At 71.1% G+C, this 17,486-nt stretch carries 17 protein-coding genes; 9 read left to right on the top strand and 8 right to left on the bottom strand.

The window, feature by feature from the left end:
• Positions 1–118 precede the first annotated feature (118 nt).
• From amaB to BN3794_RS07890, 7 genes are all read left to right on the top strand, one after another.
• Positions 119–1,651: an L-piperidine-6-carboxylate dehydrogenase gene (gene amaB, locus BN3794_RS07920; protein ID WP_066097159.1), complete on the top strand. Its 1,533-nt coding sequence runs from the start codon at positions 119–121 to the stop codon at positions 1,649–1,651.
• Positions 1,652–1,676: 25 nt separating this feature from the next.
• Positions 1,677–1,961 carry a DUF4190 domain-containing protein gene (locus BN3794_RS07915; protein ID WP_066095763.1) on the top strand — a complete coding sequence of 95 codons (285 nt, stop codon included), beginning with the start codon at positions 1,677–1,679 and terminating at the stop codon, positions 1,959–1,961.
• Positions 1,961–2,746, top strand: coding sequence for a class I SAM-dependent methyltransferase (locus BN3794_RS07910; RefSeq protein ID WP_066095760.1), 786 nt, complete (start codon positions 1,961–1,963; stop codon positions 2,744–2,746). Before BN3794_RS07915 ends, BN3794_RS07910 begins: the two co-directional genes overlap by 1 nt.
• A 2-nt stretch (positions 2,747–2,748) precedes the next feature.
• A complete protein-coding gene (locus tag BN3794_RS07905; protein WP_066095757.1) occupies positions 2,749–3,789 on the top strand; it encodes a quinone-dependent dihydroorotate dehydrogenase in 1,041 nt (346 codons plus the stop codon).
• 22 nt (positions 3,790–3,811) lie between these two features.
• Positions 3,812–4,852: a UDP-N-acetylmuramate dehydrogenase gene (gene murB / locus BN3794_RS07900; protein ID WP_066095756.1), complete on the top strand. Its 1,041-nt coding sequence runs from the start codon at positions 3,812–3,814 to the stop codon at positions 4,850–4,852.
• The gene (locus tag BN3794_RS07895; RefSeq protein ID WP_066095754.1) at positions 4,852–5,754 is read left to right on the top strand and encodes a DMT family transporter; all 903 of its coding nucleotides are present in this window, start codon (positions 4,852–4,854) and stop codon (positions 5,752–5,754) included. The genes murB and BN3794_RS07895 overlap by 1 nt, the downstream gene beginning before the upstream one ends.
• A 120-nt stretch (positions 5,755–5,874) precedes the next feature.
• Positions 5,875–7,848: an alpha/beta hydrolase family protein gene (locus tag BN3794_RS07890; RefSeq protein ID WP_066095750.1), complete on the top strand. Its 1,974-nt coding sequence runs from the start codon at positions 5,875–5,877 to the stop codon at positions 7,846–7,848.
• Between the two features lie 62 nt (positions 7,849–7,910).
• On the opposite strand, the gene BN3794_RS16930 is transcribed toward BN3794_RS07890, so the two are convergent.
• Together BN3794_RS16930 and ispG are read right to left on the bottom strand one after the other, a co-directional pair.
• Positions 7,911–8,414: a phosphatase PAP2 family protein gene (locus BN3794_RS16930; RefSeq protein WP_066095748.1), complete on the bottom strand. Its 504-nt coding sequence runs from the start codon at positions 8,412–8,414 to the stop codon at positions 7,911–7,913.
• 148 nt (positions 8,415–8,562) lie between these two features.
• Complete coding sequence (gene ispG, locus BN3794_RS07880; protein WP_066095746.1) at positions 8,563–9,840, bottom strand: flavodoxin-dependent (E)-4-hydroxy-3-methylbut-2-enyl-diphosphate synthase; 1,278 nt, start codon at positions 9,838–9,840, stop codon at positions 8,563–8,565.
• Positions 9,841–9,984: 144 nt separating this feature from the next.
• On the opposite strand from ispG, the gene BN3794_RS07875 reads away from it, so the two are divergent.
• Together BN3794_RS07875 and BN3794_RS07870 are read left to right on the top strand one after the other, a co-directional pair.
• On the top strand, positions 9,985–11,220 hold the full coding sequence (locus BN3794_RS07875; RefSeq protein WP_066095743.1) for an ATP-binding protein: 1,236 nt from the start codon (positions 9,985–9,987) through the stop codon (positions 11,218–11,220).
• A complete protein-coding gene (locus BN3794_RS07870) occupies positions 11,213–11,788 on the top strand; it encodes a response regulator transcription factor (protein WP_066095740.1) in 576 nt (191 codons plus the stop codon). The genes BN3794_RS07875 and BN3794_RS07870 overlap by 8 nt, the downstream gene beginning before the upstream one ends.
• A gap of 61 nt (positions 11,789–11,849) precedes the next feature.
• On the opposite strand, the gene pgi is transcribed toward BN3794_RS07870, so the two are convergent.
• The 6 genes from pgi to pcnB form a co-directional block, all read right to left on the bottom strand.
• On the bottom strand, positions 11,850–13,364 hold the full coding sequence (gene pgi, locus BN3794_RS07865; RefSeq protein ID WP_066095735.1) for a glucose-6-phosphate isomerase: 1,515 nt from the start codon (positions 13,362–13,364) through the stop codon (positions 11,850–11,852).
• Positions 13,361–13,741: an aspartate 1-decarboxylase gene (gene panD / locus BN3794_RS07860; RefSeq protein WP_066095732.1), complete on the bottom strand. Its 381-nt coding sequence runs from the start codon at positions 13,739–13,741 to the stop codon at positions 13,361–13,363. Before panD ends, pgi begins: the two co-directional genes overlap by 4 nt.
• 133 nt (positions 13,742–13,874) lie before the next feature.
• Positions 13,875–14,717: a pantoate--beta-alanine ligase gene (gene panC, locus BN3794_RS07855; protein WP_066095730.1), complete on the bottom strand. Its 843-nt coding sequence runs from the start codon at positions 14,715–14,717 to the stop codon at positions 13,875–13,877.
• On the bottom strand, positions 14,714–15,529 hold the full coding sequence (panB, locus tag BN3794_RS07850) for a 3-methyl-2-oxobutanoate hydroxymethyltransferase (RefSeq protein ID WP_066095727.1): 816 nt from the start codon (positions 15,527–15,529) through the stop codon (positions 14,714–14,716). The genes panC and panB overlap by 4 nt, the downstream gene beginning before the upstream one ends.
• 35 nt (positions 15,530–15,564) lie before the next feature.
• The gene (folK, locus tag BN3794_RS07845; protein WP_066095724.1) at positions 15,565–16,053 is read right to left on the bottom strand and encodes a 2-amino-4-hydroxy-6-hydroxymethyldihydropteridine diphosphokinase; all 489 of its coding nucleotides are present in this window, start codon (positions 16,051–16,053) and stop codon (positions 15,565–15,567) included.
• A 1-nt stretch (position 16,054) separates the two neighbouring features.
• A complete protein-coding gene (gene pcnB, locus BN3794_RS07840) occupies positions 16,055–17,431 on the bottom strand; it encodes a polynucleotide adenylyltransferase PcnB (protein WP_187128047.1) in 1,377 nt (458 codons plus the stop codon).
• Positions 17,432–17,486 lie beyond the last annotated feature (55 nt).

The raw sequence follows: 17,486 nt of genomic DNA, 5'->3' as shown, positions 1-17,486 counted from the left end.
CTTGGCGCGAGCGGCGCGGCGGGTAGGACGGCGCCGCTCTGTTAACATCCCTGCCCCGACGCGATCCGCCTCCGCGGGGGCGCCGGCGCGTCTTCCGCCTCGCTTCCCAGGAGACATGATGTCCGCAGATCTGCTCAAGGCGCTCGACCTCGCCGCGTCCAATTCCGGCACCTACCTCGGCCAGGGCCGCTGGTCCGATGCCGCCGGCGCCGGCACGCTCAGGCCGTTGAACCCGGCCACCAACGAGGTCATCGCCGAGGTGCAGGCCACCCCGGTGGAGGACTACGAGCGCGTGGTCGCGCACGCGCAGGAAGCCTTCAAGGTCTGGCGCACCACCCCTGCCCCGCGCCGTGGCGAGGCCGTGCGCCTGTGCGGCGAGGCGCTGCGCCGGAACAAGGACGCGCTCGGTTCGCTGGTGGCGCTGGAGATGGGCAAGAGCAAGCCCGAGGGCGACGGTGAAGTGCAGGAGATGATCGACATCGCCGACTTCGCGCTCGGCCAGAGCCGCATGCTGTACGGCTACACCATGCATTCCGAGCGTCCGGGCCACCGCATGTACGAGCAGTACCAGCCGCTCGGCCTGGTCGGCATCATCAGCGCGTTCAACTTCCCGGTCGCGGTGTGGAGCTGGAACGCGTTCCTGGCGGCGATCTGCGGCGACATCTGCATCTGGAAGCCGTCCAACAAGACGCCGCTGACCGCGATCGCGACGATGAAGATCTGCAACGCGGCGCTGGCCGAGGCCGGCTTCCCGGACATCTTCTTCCTGATCAACGACGCCGGCACCGAGCTGTCGGAGAAGCTTGTGGACGACACGCGCGTGCCGCTGATCAGCTTCACCGGTTCGACCCAGGTCGGCCGCATCGTCGCCGAGAAGGTGGCGCGCCGCCTGGGCCGCAGCCTGCTGGAGCTCGGCGGCAACAACGCGATCATCCTCGACGAGACCGCCGACCTGAAGCTGGCCATCCCCGGCATCGTGTTCGGCGCGGTCGGCACCGCCGGCCAGCGCTGTACCACCACGCGCCGGCTGATCGTGCACGAATCCATCTACGATACCGTGCTGGCCACGCTGGTGAGGGCCTACAAGCAGGTCGAGGGCAAGATCGGCGACCCGACCGATCCGGCCAACCTGATGGGCCCGCTCAACAGCCGTGGCGCGGTCGAGCAGTTCCTGGCCTCGATCGAGAAGGCCAAGGCCGCCGGCGGCACGATCGAGACCGGCGGCACCGCGCTCGATCGCCCCGGCAACTTCGTGCTGCCGGCGATCGTCACCGGCCTGAAGAACAGCGACGAGGTGGTGCAGCACGAGACCTTCGCCCCGATCCTGTACGTGATGAAGTATTCGACGCTGGACGAGGCGATCGACATGCAGAACGGCGTGCCGCAGGGCCTGTCCTCGGCGATCTTCACCCAGAACCTGAAGGCGGCCGAGACGTTCCTGTCGGCGGCCGGCAGCGACTGCGGCATCGCCAACGTCAACATCGGCACCTCCGGCGCCGAGATCGGCGGCGCCTTCGGCGGCGAGAAGGACACCGGCGGTGGCCGCGAGTCCGGCTCCGATGCCTGGAAGGTCTACATGCGCCGCCAGACCAACACCATCAACTATTCCGACTCGCTGCCGCTGGCGCAGGGCATCAAGTTCGACCTGTGATCGCGACCCTCGCAAGGACAATCCGATGAACAGCACCGTGCCACGCCGCACCAGTACCCTCGCCGTTCTCAGCCTGGTGTTCGGCATCCTCGGCTGGAGCGTGATCCCCTTCCTCGGCAGCCTGGTGGCCATCGTCACCGGCCACATGGCGCGCGCGGAGATCCGGCGCGACCCGCAGATGGACGGCGATGGCCTGGCGGTCGCCGGGCTGGTGCTGGGCTGGCTGATGGTGGCCCTGGCCGTGCTGGCCCTGTTCGTCCTGGTGGTCTTCTTCGGCGGGCTGGCCTGGCTGGCGCACCTGCACAGCTGATGGCCACCCCTCCCGCCACCGCTGCGCGTTTCGACGGGCGCGTACAGGACTACGCGCGCTTCCGCCCCGGCTATCCGCCCGGCCTGCTGGACTGGGTGCACGGCGAGCTCGGCGTTCCCCCCGCCGCACGCGTGGCCGACATCGGCGCGGGCACCGGGTTGTCCTCGCGCCCGTTCCTGGAGGCCGGCCATCCCGTGGTGGCGGTGGAACCGAACGCCGCCATGCGCGCGGTGGCCGAGCGCGACCTGGCCGGTTTCCCGGGGTTCTCGGCGGTGGACGGACGTGCCGAGGCGACGACCTTGCCTGCCGCGAGCGTCGACCTGGTCGCCTGCGGCCAGGCCTTCCACTGGTTCGACCCGGCAGCGGTACGCCGGGAATGGGCGCGGATACTCCGGCCGGACGGACTGGCCCTCGTGTTCTGGAATACCCCCTTGTTCGATTCGCCGTTCATGGGCGGCTACGAGCGCCTGCTGCTCACCTACGGCACCGACTACACCGCCGTGGCCGAGCGCCATCCGGACGATGCGACGATGCGTGCGTGGTATGGCGCCGGCTGGCGCGGCGCCTGCCGCCTGCGCAACGACCAGCCGATGGACTTCGAGGCCCTGCGTGGCCGCCTGCTGTCGTCCTCGTTCGCGCCCCGCGCGGGCCATCCCGCGCACGCGCCCATGCTGGCCGCGCTGCGCGAGCTGTTCGACGCACACGCCGGCGGCGACGGGCGCATCATGTTCGAACACGTGACCCGCGCCTTCGCCGGTACCTTGCCCCCGCCCCGTTCGCCGTGACCATGTATTCCCTCGCCCGTCCGTTCCTGTTCGGTCTCGACGCCGAACGCGCCCACGATCTCGGCCTGGGCGCACTGGATCGCCTGCAGCGCCTGGGCCTGGGCCGCCTGGCCGCGGCGCGGATCGCGCCGATGCCGACCCGTGCGTTCGGGCTGCAGTTCCCCAACCCGGTCGGCCTGGCCGCCGGCCTGGACAAGAACGGCGAGTACATCGACGCGTTGTTCGGGCTCGGGTTCGGCCACGTGGAGGTCGGCACGGTCACGCCGCGGCCGCAGCCGGGCAACCCGCGGCCGCGGCTGTTCCGGCTGCCGCGTCACCGCGCGATCGTCAATCGCATGGGCTTCAACAACCTCGGCGTGGACGCCCTGGTGCGCAACGTCGCCCAGGTGCGGCGGCGCGACCGCGGCGTGCTCGGCATCAACATCGGCAAGAACAAGGACACTCCCAACGAACGCGCGGCCGAGGACTACCTGGCCTGCCTGGAGAAGGTGTACCCGCTGGCCGACTACGTGACCGTCAACATCTCCTCGCCCAACACCGCCGGCCTGCGCGAACTGCAGGAGGAACAGGCCCTGCGGAATCTGGTGAGCCAGCTGCGCGAGCGCCAGGCGGCATTGGCGGCGCGCCACGGCCGCCATGTGCCGCTGCTGGTCAAGGTGGCGCCGGACCTGAACGACCGCGATATCGACGCGGCCGCGCGCGTGCTCGGCGACCTGGCGGTGGACGGGGTGATCGCCACCAACACCACCATCGCCCGCGTCGGCGTGGAGGACGAACCGCTGGCGCGCGAGGCCGGCGGCCTGTCCGGCGCGCCGCTGATGGGCCAGGCCACGCTGGTGCTGCGCCGCTTGCGCGCGCGCCTGCCCGAATCCGTCCCTCTCATCGGGGTCGGCGGGATCATGTCCGGTGCCGACGCCGCCGCCAAGATGGCCGCCGGCGCCGCGCTCGTGCAGCTCTACAGCGGCCTGGTCTACCGCGGTCCGGCGCTGGTCGCCGAATCGGTGGAGGCCATGCGCCGCCGCCGCGACCCCATTCCCCGTTGATCCTGCCGGTTGCCCTGCCTCGATGACTCCCGCCTGGACGCTGCTCCGGAACGCCCCGCTGCGCGCACTGAATACCTTCCATGTCGACGCGACCGCGCCGCTGCTGCTGCGCGTGGATCGGGCGGAGGCACTGCCCCAGGCGCTGGCGCTGCCCGAACTGGCCGCGCGCCCGTTGTTGCCGCTCGGCCGCGGCAGCAACGTGCTGCTGGCCGGCGATCCGGAGGCGACGGTGCTGGTGTTCGGCGACGGCAGCATGGAGGTGCTCGAGCACCGCGCCGACCACGCCATCGTGCGCGTCGGCGCCGGCAAGCCCTGGCACGCGCTGGTGATGGAGTCGCTCGCCGCCGGCCTGTCCGGGTTGGAGAACATGGCATTGATCCCCGGCAGCGTCGGCGCCGCACCGGTGCAGAACATCGGCGCCTATGGCGCGCAGATGGGCGAGTTCGTGCACGTGGTCGAGGCCTGGGACCGCGACCAGGCCCGGTTCGTGCGGCTGGACCGCGAGCAGTGCCGGTTCGGCTACCGCGACAGCCTGTTCAAGCACGAGCCCGGGCGTTACCTGGTGGTGGCCGTGGAATTCAACCTGCCGCTGCTGGCACCGCTGCGCCTGGACTACGCCGGCATCCGCGAGGAGCTGGCGGCGATGGGCATCGCCCAGCCGGTGGCGGCCGACGTGGCCGAGGCAGTGATCCGCATCCGCCGGCGCAAGCTGCCCGACCCGGACCGGCTCGGCAACGCCGGCAGTTTCTTCAAGAACCCGATGGTGACCGTGGAACAGGCCGAAGTGCTGCGGCAGGACTGGCCCACCCTGCCCGTCTACCCGGGCGACGACGCGCAACGGCGCAAGCTTTCCGCCGCCTGGCTGATCGAGCAGGCCGGCTGGAAGGGCTTCCGCGACGGCGACGCCGGCGTCTCCCCCGACCATGCCCTGGTGCTGGTCAATCACGGCCACGCCACCGGCGCGCAGCTGCTGACCCTGGCGCGGCGCATCGCCGCCTCGGTGCGCGAGCGCTTCGGCATCGAGCTGGAACCGGAACCGCTGCTGGTGGGAGCGCGCTGGTGATGCCCACCGCCATTCGTGCCGCGCTACTGATGCTGGCCAGCACGCTGGCCTTCGGCATGATGGCGGTGACCATCCGCCTGTCGGCCGGTACCGGCGTGCCGACCACCGAGATCGCCTTCTTCCGCAATTTCTTCGGCCTGCTGGCCCTGCTGCCGCTGGTGCTGCGCCCCGGCCATGCGCTGCCGCGCACGCGCCATCTGCCGCGCTACTTCATCCGTACGCTGATCGGCCTGGCCTCGATGCTGTGCGGCTTCTGGGCCATCGCCCACCTGCCGCTGTCGCAGGCGATCTCGCTGTCCTATTCCACGCCGTTGTTCGTCACCATCGCCGCGGCGTTGTGGTTGAACGAGAACGTGCGCCTGCGCCGCTGGCTGGCGGTGCTGGCTGGCTTCGTCGGCGTCCTGGTGATCCTGCATCCCGGCCGGGGCCACTTCAGCCCGGGGCTGCTGGTGGCGTTGTCGGCGGCGATGCTCTCGGCGCTGGTGGCCATCCAGATCAAGCAGCTGGCGCGGATGGATCCGCCGGACACGGTGGTCTTCTACACCTACCTGTTCTGGGTGCCGATGTCGCTGGTCCCGGCACTGTTCCAGTGGACCTGGCCCCACGCCACCGGCTGGCTGTGGCTGGCCGCCACCGGCGTGCTGGGCACCCTGGGCCAGCTGTTGTGGACCCGGGCGCTGAAGATCGGCGAGATCTCCGCGCTGCAGCCGATCAGCTTCATGCAGCTGCCGCTGGTGGTGGTGTTCGGCTGGCTGCTGTTCGACGAGCCGCTCGACTGGGGCACCGGCATCGGCGCGGCGATCATCCTCGGCGCCAACGCCTACATCGCCCAGCGCGAGGCCCGCCTCGCCCGCCACGCCGCCACCATCACCCCCACCGCAGGGACCAAGCCGGCGGAGTGAAATCCGCGGCCGTGGCGCGGATCACGAACCACGGTTCCGGGGATTGCCTCGCGCCTGGATTTATTTATGATTCGTTAATTTTTCGAATCAGGGGGAGCGGCAATGAACGGATTGGCTCGAATGGTCCTGCTGGGGCTTTGCGGATGGGGCCTGCTGCAAGGCGGCGCGGTGGCGGCCGAGCCGGGCGGAGGCGCCTTGCCGATCGAGGCATTCACGCAATCGCCCCCCATCTCCTCTCCCCGCCTGTCGCCCGACGGCCAGTACGTGGCGGCCAACGCCGCCTACGACGACGGCAACTACGCGGTGCTGGTGTACCGGACCGCGGACATGAAGCCGGTGTCGATGCTGCGCCTGCCGCGCTACGAACTCGCCGTGCAGATCGCCTGGGTCAGCGGGCGGCGCCTGGTCATCGGCAAGGGCCGCAAGGTGGGCTCGCTGGAGAAACCCTGGCCGACGGGGGAAATCATCGCCACCGACCTGGACGGTACCCGCCAGACCTACATCTACGGCTACCAGCAGACGGGGCGCGTGGTCGGGCTGAGCAGGGGATTCGGCTACATCGCGGGGCTGCCGCCCATGCCCAATGGCCGCTTCTACATGCGCCAGTACTCGCCCGACAGCCATCATTCGATGCTCTACGACATCGATGCGGAGTCCGGCTCCAGCCGCCTGGTGGCCGACGTGCCGGTTCCGGACCTGGATTTCGTGCTCGACGCGCAGGGCACGCCGCGCTACGCCTATGGCACGGACGAAAACGACGACAACCAGCTGTTCTCCGTCGATGATCGCGGTGTCTGGAAGCCGATGCCCCAGGTGCAGGCGTCGTGGATCCCGGTCGCCCTGTCCCGCGACGGGAAGAGGGCCTTCGGCTATTACGGCCAGGGCGGGCCGGTGGCCCTGGTCTCCAGTGGCCTGGACGGCCAGGACAGGACGGTGATCGCCTCCGACCCGTTCTACAGCATGGACGACCTGCAATGGAGCAATCGCCCGGCCGTGCCGTTCGCGGTCGGTGCCAGCAGCGGCGGATCGCAGGCCCTGTATCTGGCCGATGGCGAGGAGACGCAGCTGCACCAGGCATTGCGTGCGGGCCTGCCGGGCCGGCAGATCGAATTCGTCGACTACAGCACCGACGGCAGCCACGTGCTGATGCGCATATCCAGCGACCACGACGCGGGGGGCTGGTACCTGTACGAACGCGCGGCCAACAAGCTGCACCGCCTGCTCCTGGTCCGGCCGGAATTGCCGCCGGAGCGCCTGGGCGAGCGCCGGCTGGTGCGCTTCCAGGCACGCGACGGCATGACCCTCGATGCGGTGCTCACCTTCCCGCCCGGACGCCAGCCCGGCGGCGCGCCGCTGCCGATGGTGCTGTTGCCCCACGGCGGTCCGCACGCACCCGGCGACCGCTGGGCTTTCGACAGCGATGCCCAGTTCCTGGCAAGCCGCGGCTACCTGGTCCTGCAGGTGAACTACCGCGGCAGCCAGGGGCGCGGCAACGATTTCGAGAAGGCCGGCTATCGCCAGTGGGGGGATGCGGTCCAGAACGACCTGCTCGACGGGGTCCACTGGACGATCGACCAGGGAATGGCCGAGCGCGGGCGCATCTGCGCCTACGGCGCCAGCTTCGGTGCCTATGCCGCGATGATGGTCACCGTGCGCGAACCGGGACTGTTCCGCTGCGCCGCGGGGCTGGCCGGCATCTACGACCTGAAGATGATGTACGCCAAGGGCGACATCCGCCAGAGCGAATACGGGCGCAACTATCTGGTCCGTGCCATCGGCAGCGACGACGCGGTCCTGGCGCGGAATTCGCCGGTCAATCTCGCCGGCCAGATCCACGTCCCGGTCCTGCTCGCACATGGGGAGCAGGACCAGCGCGCCCCGTTCGCGCAGGCCAGGGCCATGCGCGCCGCCCTGGAAAAGGCCGGCAACGCGCCGGAATGGATGGCCGTCCCGCGCGAGGGACACGGCTTCTACAAGGACCAGAACAACGTCGAGTTCTATCGTCGCCTGGAAGCGTTCCTGGCGCGCAACCTCACTGCGACGTCGCAGGCCGCCCTCCCGCCGGTCACGGCGGAAGCGGCGAAGATGCCCTGAACCCCGGCATGCACCCTGCCAGGCCGGTGCCGGCACGGCAAGCCGGCACCGGCGAGCGCGCCCTAGCCCGCTGCGCCGCGGCGATGCAGTAGCAGCCACGCGGCTGCCACCCAGGCCAGCGCCAGGCACCAGCCCGCGAGGATGTCCGAGGGGTAGTGCACGCCCAGGTAGGGTCGCGACAGGCCCACCAGCGGCACGAAGGCCAGTGCGGCCAGAAGCACCGGCCAGCGGGCGCGGGTGGGCCAGGCGAGCAGCACCAGCACCGCCGCCAGGGCCATCGAGGCGGTGGCATGGCCACTGGGGAAGCTCCAGGTGGTCTCCTGCGGGATCGTCTCCCACAACGCCGGGCGTTCGCGCCGCAGCAGGCGCTTGGCCGCCATCACCAGCAAGGCCGAGCCGCCGAGGGAGACGGCCGCGAAACGCCAGGCCCGCCAACGCCCCACCGCCGCCAGGCCTGCCAGCAGCAGGATGTCGGCCGGGATCACCCCGCCCTCGTAGCCGGCACGGGCCACCTGTGCGAAGAAGCGATCCAGGCCAGGCGAGGCATGGTCGTACAGCCACGCCATCGGCGAAACGTCGAATCCCCGGGGCCCCGCGCGGCCGGTGGCGATGGCCAGTCCGGCGAAGACGGCCGCCGGCAGGACGACGGCGAACCACCATGCGGCAGGCCGTCCCCGCCCGGCCCGTGCCGGCCGGCGCCCCTGCCTGCCCGGCTCAGCCGGCCGCGGCGGCCCCACGCGCGTACTTGTCCTCGACGTAGCGGTCGATCAGTTCCACGAATTCCTGGGCGATGTGCTCGCCGCGCAGGGTCACGGTCTTCTCGCCGTCGACGAACACCGGTGCCGATGGCGCCTCGCCGGTACCCGGCAGGGAAATGCCGATGTTGGCGTGGCGCGACTCGCCCGGGCCGTTGACCACGCAGCCCATCACCGCCAGGGTCATGTTCTCCGCGCCCGGGTGGGTGACGCGCCATACCGGCATCTTCTCGCGCACGTGGTTCTGCACCACCTTGGCCAGCTCCTGGAAGAACTCGGAGGTGGTGCGGCCGCAGCCCGGGCAGGCGGTGACCATCGGGGTGAAGGCACGCTGGCCGGTGGTCTGCAGCAGCTCCTGGGCGACGACGACCTCCTGGGTGCGCGGCTGCCCCGGCTCGGGCGTGAGCGAAATGCGGATGGTGTCGCCGATGCCTTCCTGGAGCAGCACCGCCAGCGCCGCCGACGAGGCGACGATGCCCTTGGAGCCGATGCCGGCCTCGGTCAGGCCCAGGTGCAGGGCGAAGTCGCAACGGGCGGACATGTCGCGGTACACCGCGATCAATTCCTGCACGCCGGAGACCTTGGCCGACAGGATGATCCGGTCGCGCGCCAGGCCCAGTTCCACCGCGCGCTCGGCCGAATCCACCGCCGAACGGATCAGCGCCTCGCGCAGCACCCGCCCGGCGTCCCACGGCACCTCGCGCCGGCTGTTCTCGTCCATCAGCTGCGCGGCCAGGGACTGGTCCAGCGAGCCCCAGTTGGCGCCGATGCGCACCGGCTTGTCGTAGCGGATCGCGAACTCGATCAGCTGGGCGAACTGCAGGTCCTTCTTCTTGCCGAAGCCGACGTTGCCGGGATTGATGCGGTACTTGGCCAGCGCCTCGGCGGCGGCCGGTTCGCCGGCCAGCAGCTGGTGGCCGTTGTAGTGGAAATCGCCGATCAACGGCACCTGGATACCCATCATCGCCAGCTTCTCGGCGATGCGCGGCACCGCGGCGGCGGCGGCCGGCGTGTTCACCGTCATGCGCACCATTTCCGAGCCGGCGCGCCACAGCTCGGCCACCTGGCGGGTGGTGGCGTCCACGTCGGAGGTATCGGTGTTGGTCATGGACTGCACCACCACCGGATGACCGCCGCCCACGGTCACGTTGCCCACCTTCACCGCCTGGGTGACGCGGCGGGGCCAGGCACTGGCGCTGGCGGGCGGGGTCGGTCGGGTCACGGCATCGTGTTGCATGCGCGCATTCTATCGTGCCGGCCGGTGCCGGCGCGGCAGCGGCGTGAACGCGGTGTGTCCCGTCGCCGCCCGCGTTGCGACGCTTTGTCGCAAGCGCTCCGGCGTCACGGCAGGAACGGCGGCCAGCGCATAGCATGTAGCGCGATGAATGCGATCGACGCCTCCTTCCTGCGCACCCTGTGCAGCCTGCGCTGGCTGGCCACCGCCGGCCAGGCGGCGACGATCGTGGTGGCCACCGAGGTCTTCGGCCTGCCGCTGCCGCTGGGGCCGCTGTGGGCGGGCGTGGCGGCGCTGGCGCTGTTCAACCTCTATGCCGGGCTGAGTTCGCACTGGCTGCGCGGCGAGGTGGGCCCGGCCACGGCCTTCGGCCACCTGCTGGTGGACATCACCATCCTGACCTGGATGGTGGGCTGGAGCGGCGGACTGGCCAATCCGTTCGGTTCGTTGTTCGTGGTGCTGGTGGCGCTGGCGGCGATGGCCCTGCCGCCGCGCTGGACCATCGCCGTGGCCGCCGCCAGCGTGGTCGGCTACGCCGTCAGCGCGGTCTTCGGCCTGCCCCTGCCGGGCGGGCGCCTGGATCCGCGCAGCCTGCACCTGGGCGGCATGGCCGCCAGCTTCCTGATCACCACGGTGGTGGTGCTGGTGTTCTCCACCCGCCTGTCGGGCGCGCTGCGCGAACGCGAGCGCGAGCTTTCCGTGCTGCGCGACCGCTTCACCCGCAACGAGGGCATCGTCGCCCTGGCGACCCATGCCGCGTCGGTGGCGCACGAACTGAACACGCCGCTGGCGACCATGACCCTGCTGGTCGGCGACATGGCCGAGCAGGCGGACGATCCGGTCACGCGCGAGGACCTGGAGACGCTCGACGACCTGCTGGCGCAGTGCCGGGAAAAGGTCCAGGCCCTGGCGGCCCCGGCCGACAGCCGCCGCCGCCAGCCGGTTTCGCTGGCCTACGTGCTGCAGCAATGGCAGCTGGTGCGGCCCACCGTCCAGCTGGACTGCAATGCCGATGCGCCGCTCCAGCGCCGGGTCGAACCCGCCATCGGCCACCTGCTGCAGGTGCTGCTCAACAACGCGGCCGATGCCGGCGAGGCCGCGCAGCGGCCCGGCATCGACCTGACGTTGCACATCGAGGACGGCACCCTGTACGGCGAAGTCCGCGACCACGGGGCCGGGTTCGACACCTCGCGCCCGCTGCTGCCCGGCACCACCCTGTTCGGCAGCGGCAAGCCGCACGGCATGGGCGTGGGGCTGGCGCTTTCCCATGCCACGGTCGAACGCCTGCGCGGCGACCTGTGGATGCGTCCGGCCGGCGACGGACCGGGCACCCGGGTGGGCTTCCGCCTGCCCTTGCAGGATCAGGAGGATTCCGATGATTGAACTGCCCCTGCGCGGCATCGCCGTGGACGACGACGCGCTGTACCTGCGCACCCTGCAGCGCGCCCTCGCCCGCCGCGAGGTCGAGGTCACCGCCTGCGAGAGCGCGGCGCAGGCGCTGGACGTGGCCCGCGCGCAACCGCCGGACTTCGCACTGGTGGATCTCAAGCTGGGCAGCGAGTCCGGGCTGGCCCTGATCCGGCCGCTGCGCGAGCTGCGCGCGGACATGCGCATCCTGCTGGTGACCGGCTACGCCAGCATCGCCACCGCGGTGGAGGCGATCAAGCTCGGCGCGGACGACTACCTGCCCAAGCCGGCGACAGTGCAGATGATCCTGCGCGCGCTCGGGCTGGAGGGCGAACCGGTCGCCCGGCCGGTGCAGGCCGAGGAAGCCCCGGAAGAGGAGCTGCCCGGCAAGATGACCCCGCTCAACCGCCTGCAATGGGAGCACATCCAGCAGGCCCTGCACGAGACCGGGGGCAACATCTCCGCCGCCGCACGCTTGCTCGGCATGCACCGCCGCTCGCTGCAGCGCAAGCTGGCCAAGCGCCCCAGCCCGCAACGCCCGTAGCCCGCAAACGCGACGAGCCGGCATGGGCCGGCTCGTCGTCGCACGGATACCCGGGCGTGGGTCAGCGCGTACGGATCTGCGCCAGCGCCTCGCGCGTGACCGGATCGGCCGGCGCCTCGCCCTGCCCCTGCACGGCCGGCAGCAATTGCCCGGCCAGCTGCTTGCCCAGCTCCACGCCGAACTGGTCGAAGGCATTGATGCCCCAGATCACCGACTGCACGTATACGCTGTGCTCGTACAGCGCGATCAAGGCGCCCAGTGCCTGCGGGGTCAGCGCGTCGAGCAGGATCAGCGTGCTCGGGCGACCGCCCGGATAGACGCGGTGCGGGTCGTCGCTGCCCTGGCCGTTCGCCAGCGCCTCGGTCTGGGCGAGCAGGTTGGCCAGCAGGGCCTGGTGGTTCTCCAGGTACGGATCGTCGTTGTGCACGGTGCCGATGAAATCGGCCGGCACCACGCTGGTGCCCTGGTGCAGCGCCTGGAAGAAGCTGTGCTGCACGTCGGTGCCGGCCCCGCCCCACCACACCGAGGCGGTATCGCCTTGCACCGGCGTACCGTCCAGCTCCACCCGCTTGCCCAGGCTCTCCATCACCAGCTGCTGCAGGTAGGCGGGCAGCAGCGCCAGGCGCTGGTCGTAGGTGAGCACGGCATGGGTGGCGCGGCCGAGCACGTTGCGGTTCCACACCTCGGTCAGCCCGTGCAGCACCGCGGCATTGCGGGCCGGCGCGCTGTCCAGCACGTGCCGGTCCATCAGCTCCGCGCCCGCCAGCAACTGGTCGAAGCGCTCGCTGCCGATGGCAATCGCGATCGGGAAGCCCACCGCGGACCACAACGAGTAGCGGCCGCCGACCCAGTCCCACATCGGCAGCACCCGTGCCGGGTCGATGCCGAAGGCCTGCGCGGCGCGCTCGGGATTGGCGCTGACCGCGAACAGGCGGCCCGCGCCGCCGAGCCAGTCGTGCAGGATGCGCCCGTTGAGCAGCGTCTCCTGGGTGCCGAAGGTCTTGGAAATCAGCACCCCGGCGCTGCGCGCCGGATCCAGCCCCGCCAGCGTGCGCTGCATGGCCGCGCCGTCGACGTTGGAGACGAAGTGCACGCGCAGGTCCGAGCGCAACGGGCGCAACGCATCGACTACCAGCCGTGGCCCCAGGTCCGAGCCGCCGATGCCGACGCTGACCACGTCGGTGATGTCGCTGTCCTCGATCGCATCGACCAGGGCGCGCATGCGTGCGCGCACCTCGGTCGCCTCGGCGGCGGCGGCCGCCGCCACCGGCGCGCCGGTCAGGTCGCCGCGCAGCGCGGTGTGCAGCGCGGCGCGGTGCTCGGTGACGTTGACCTGGTCGCCCCGGAACAGGCGCGCGAAGGCGCCTGGGACGTCGCGTTCGCCGGCCAGGGCCAGCAAGGCTTCCAGCGCGGCAGCGTCGTAGCCCTGGCGGGCGAAGTTGAGGTACACCGGACCGACGCGCAGCGCCAGGTCGCGTTCGCGGCCGGGCGCGTCGGCCAGCAGTTGGCGGATGGACACGCCGGCCAGGCGGCGGGCGTGGTCGTGAAGCGCGTCGAATCCGGTGTCGTGGCTCATGCGGCCTGTACGGGAATGGTGTCGTTGGTTCGGGCGATGCGATTGTTGGCGTCGACGTAGACCAGCTTCGGCTTGAAGTTGGCGGCCTCGGCCTCGCTCATGACCGCGAAGGCCGCGACGATGATCACGTCGCCCACCTGCACGTGGCGGGCGGCGCCGCCGTTGAGCGAGATGACGCCGCTGCCGGCCTCGGCGCGGATCGCATAGGTGGTGAAGCGCGCACCGTTGGTCACGTCCCAGATGTGCACCTGCTCGAACTCGCGGATGCCGGTGGCACGCAGCAGGTTGTCGTCGATCGCGATCGAGCCCTCGTAGTTGAGCTCGGAATGGGTCACGACGGCGCGGTGGATCTTGGTTTTCAGCAGGGTGAGTTGCATGGATGCGGCACTGCGGTAAACAAAGCGGCAGTCTAGCACCTGCCGGGTGCGGGGCCGGGGCCGGCCCTCCCTGCCCACATGCGGGCGCGGCACCGCAGCGGAAGGGGCGGTGCCGGTGCCCGTCGTGGCAGGTTCAGAATTCCAGGTTGTCGATCAGGCGGGTGGTGCCCAGGCGCGCGGCCACCAGCGCCACGAGCGGGCCGGACTCGCCGGCGGCCGGCTCGGCCAGGTCCGGTTGCCGCACCACGCAGTAGTCCACGTCGAAACCGGCGGCCTGCAGCTGCCGGGCGGCGTCGGTCTCGGCCTGCGCGTACGGGACGCCGGCGCGGACCTGCCGGCCCAGTTCCAGCAGGGTACGGTGCAGCGCAGGCGCCTGCAGGCGCTCGGCCGGAGACAGGTACTGGTTGCGCGAGCTCAGCGCCAGGCCGTCGTCGGCGCGCACGATCTCGGCCGGCACGATCTCCAGCGGGATCGCCAGGTCCGCCACCACCTGCCGGATCACCGCCACCTGCTGGTAGTCCTTGCGGCCGAAGACGGCCACGTCCGGCTGCACCTGGTTGAACAGGCGGGTGACGACCGTGCACACGCCATCGAAGTGGCCCGGGCGGCGCGCACCCTCGAGCACCTCGCTCACGCCCGGGGCATGCATCCGCGTGGCACGCTCGGTGCCCAGCGGGTACATGGCCGCCACCGACGGCAGCCACACCAGGTCGCACCCGGCGCGCTCGAGCCCGTCGCGGTCGGCCTCGGGCGTGCGCGGGTAGCGGTCGAAGTCCTCGTTCGGGCCGAACTGGGTCGGGTTGACGAAGACGCTGGCCACCACGCGGTCGGCATGGCGGCGCGCCAGCTGGACCAGGGAAAAATGGCCGGCGTGCAGGTTGCCCATGGTGGGCACCAGCGCCACGCGCAGGCCGGCGCGCTTCCACTTGCCGACCGCCTCGCGCAGGCGGGCAAGTTCGTTGACGGTTTCGATCATGATGCGTAGCTGTGTTCGGCGTCGGGAAAGGTGCCGGCGCGCACCGCGTCGGCGTAGGCCCGGACCGCGCCGGCGACGGAGCCGCCTTCGGCGAGGAAGTCCTTGACGAACTTGGGACGGCGATGGCCGCTGTCCAGGCCCAGGAAATCGTGCAGCACCAGCACCTGCCCGTCGCAGCCGGGACCGGCGCCGATGCCGATGGTGGGAATGTCCGACTCGGCCGTGATCTGCGCGGCCAGCGGCGTGGGCACGCACTCGAGCACCAGCAGCGCGGCACCGGCCGCGGCCACGGCGCGGGCCTCGGCGCGCAGGCGTTCGCCGGCCTCGCCGCGGCCCTGCACGCGGTAGCCGCCGAAGCGCAGCACCGACTGCGGCGTCAGGCCCAGGTGCGAGCACACCGGCACCTCGCGCTCGACCAGGTAGCGGATGGTGTCCAGCTTGTGGCCGGCGCCTTCGATCTTGACCATCTCCGCGCCGGCCTTGAGCAGCGCGGTGGCCGCGTCGAGCGCCCGCTCGGGCGTGGCGTCGGCCTGGAACGGCAGGTCGGCCACCAGCAGCGCCCGCTCGATCCCGCGCGCCACGCAGGCGGTGTGGTAGGCCATGTCGGCCACGCTCACCGGCAGGGTCGAGTCGTGGCCCTGCACCACCATGCCCAGCGAATCGCCGACCAGGATCAGGTCGATGCCGTTGGCGTCGGCGACCCGGGCGAAACCGGCGTCGTAGGCGGTCAGCATGGCCAAGCGGCGCTTGTCGCGCTTGGCCTCGGCCAGCGCGGGAACGGTCCAGGGTTTGCTTTCGGCGTGGGTGCTCATGAGGGGGCGGCGGCGCTGAACGAGGCGCGCATTATCTACCCGATCGGTGCAATTGCACCGGTTTCGTGCAGTTCCTGCAAAAGCGTGCGCGCGTCGCCGCGGCCGGGTATCCGCGCCGACGGCAACACGTCCAGCAGCGGCACCAGGGCGAACGCGCGCTCGTGCAGGTAGGGATGCGGCACGGTCAGGCGCGGGTGCGCGATGACCCGGGTGCCGTACAGCAGCACGTCCAGGTCCAGGGTGCGCGGCCCCCAGTGGTTGCCGGCGGTGCGCACCCGGCCGAAGCGGCGCTCGATTTCCAGCAGGCCGTCGAGCAGGTCCAGCGGCGCCAGCGCCGTTTCCAGGCGCACGGCGGCATTGACGAAGTCCGCCTGCGCCACCCCGCCCCAGGCCGGCGTGCGATACAGGCGCGAGACGGCCGCCACCTGGCTGTGCGGCAGGGTGGCCAGGGCCTCGACCGCGCCGAGCACGTTGGCCGCGGCATCGCCGATGTTGCTGCCGAGGCCGACGACGGCGGTGTCCATGTCAGTCGTGGCCGGCACCCGACGGGCGACGCCGGCGACGCCGGCGCCGGCGCGGCTGGCCGCTCTCGTCCTCCTCCTCGCCGGCTTCCGCGGCGGCGGCATGGGACTGGATCAGCTCGGCCAGTTCCGCGCCGGACTGGCGTTGAGCTTCCTTCCAGAACGCCAGGTCGGCTTCGTGTTCCGGCGCGGCGGCCTGGCGCAGGGCCAGGAAGTCATAGGCGGCACGGAAGCGCGGATGGGCCAGGGTGCGCAGCACGCGCCGGCGCTGGCGCAGCGGGAAGCGCGACTGCAGCAGCCAGATCTCCTGCATTGGCAGCGAGAACCGGCGCGGCAGCGCCACGGCGGCCAGTTCGCGGATCGTCACCCGGTCGGCGGCGCGGCGCTGGGCCTCGTCGCCCTGCATGCCCTGCGCCTGCAGGCGCGTGAGCTCGCGGCAGAACGCCGGCCACAGCAGCAGCGCGAACAGGAATGCCGGCGAGACCGGGTCGCCGGCGGCCACCCGGGCATCGGTATTGGCCAGTCCCTCGGCGATCACCCGGCGCAGCGCGCCGCTGCGGTTGGCGCGCAGCGCGGCGGCGGTATCGGGGAACAGCGAAGCGAGCAGGCCGAAACGCTCCAGCTCCTCGAAGCTGGCCACGCCGTGGCCGGAGAGGAACAGCTTGAGCACCTCCTCGAACAGCCGCGCCGGCGGCGTGTCGGCCAGCAGCCCGGCCAGGCGCGGGATCGGCTCGGCCGTGGCCGCCTCAATGGTGAAGCCCAGCTTGGCCGACAGCCGTACCGCGCGCAGCATGCGCACCGGGTCCTCGCGGTAGCGCCGCTCCGGATCGCCGATCAGGCGCAGCACGCGGTCCTGCACGTCGCGGAACCCGCCCACGTAGTCGCGCACCGAGAAATCCTCGATCGCGTAGTACAGGGCGTTGCAGGTGAAGTCGCGGCGGATCGCATCGTCCTCGATCGAACCGTAGACGTTGTCGCGCACCAGGCGCCCGTTCTCCAGCTCGCGGTCGCCGCTGCCGTCGTCGCTGTTGGCGCGGAACGTGGCCACCTCGATGATTTCGCGGCCGAACACCACATGCGCCAGGCGGAAGCGGCGGCCGATCAGGCGGCAGTTGCGGAACAGCGCCTTGACCTCCTCCGGCGTGGCATCGGTGGCCACGTCGAAGTCCTTGGGCAGCTGGCCGACGAGCAGGTCGCGTACCGCACCTCCCACCAGGTAGGCACCGAAGCCGGATTCGCGCAGGCGGTAGAGCACGCGCAGGGCGTTGGGGCTGATGTCCTTGCGGGAAATGGAATGCTGTTCGCGCGGGATGACCTGCAGCGGATACGTCGGAGAGTCTTGCGTTTCGATGGTGGCGCTTCCGTTTCTGGACAGATGCACGTCGGGCTTGCCGACCGGATTGAAGCTCCATATACTAGCGCGCCTCGCAGCGATG

Source organism: Xanthomonas massiliensis, assembly GCF_900018785.1.
Lineage (GTDB): Bacteria > Pseudomonadota > Gammaproteobacteria > Xanthomonadales > Xanthomonadaceae > Xanthomonas_B > Xanthomonas_B massiliensis.
This window is presented reverse-complemented; position numbering and strand designations above follow the sequence as displayed.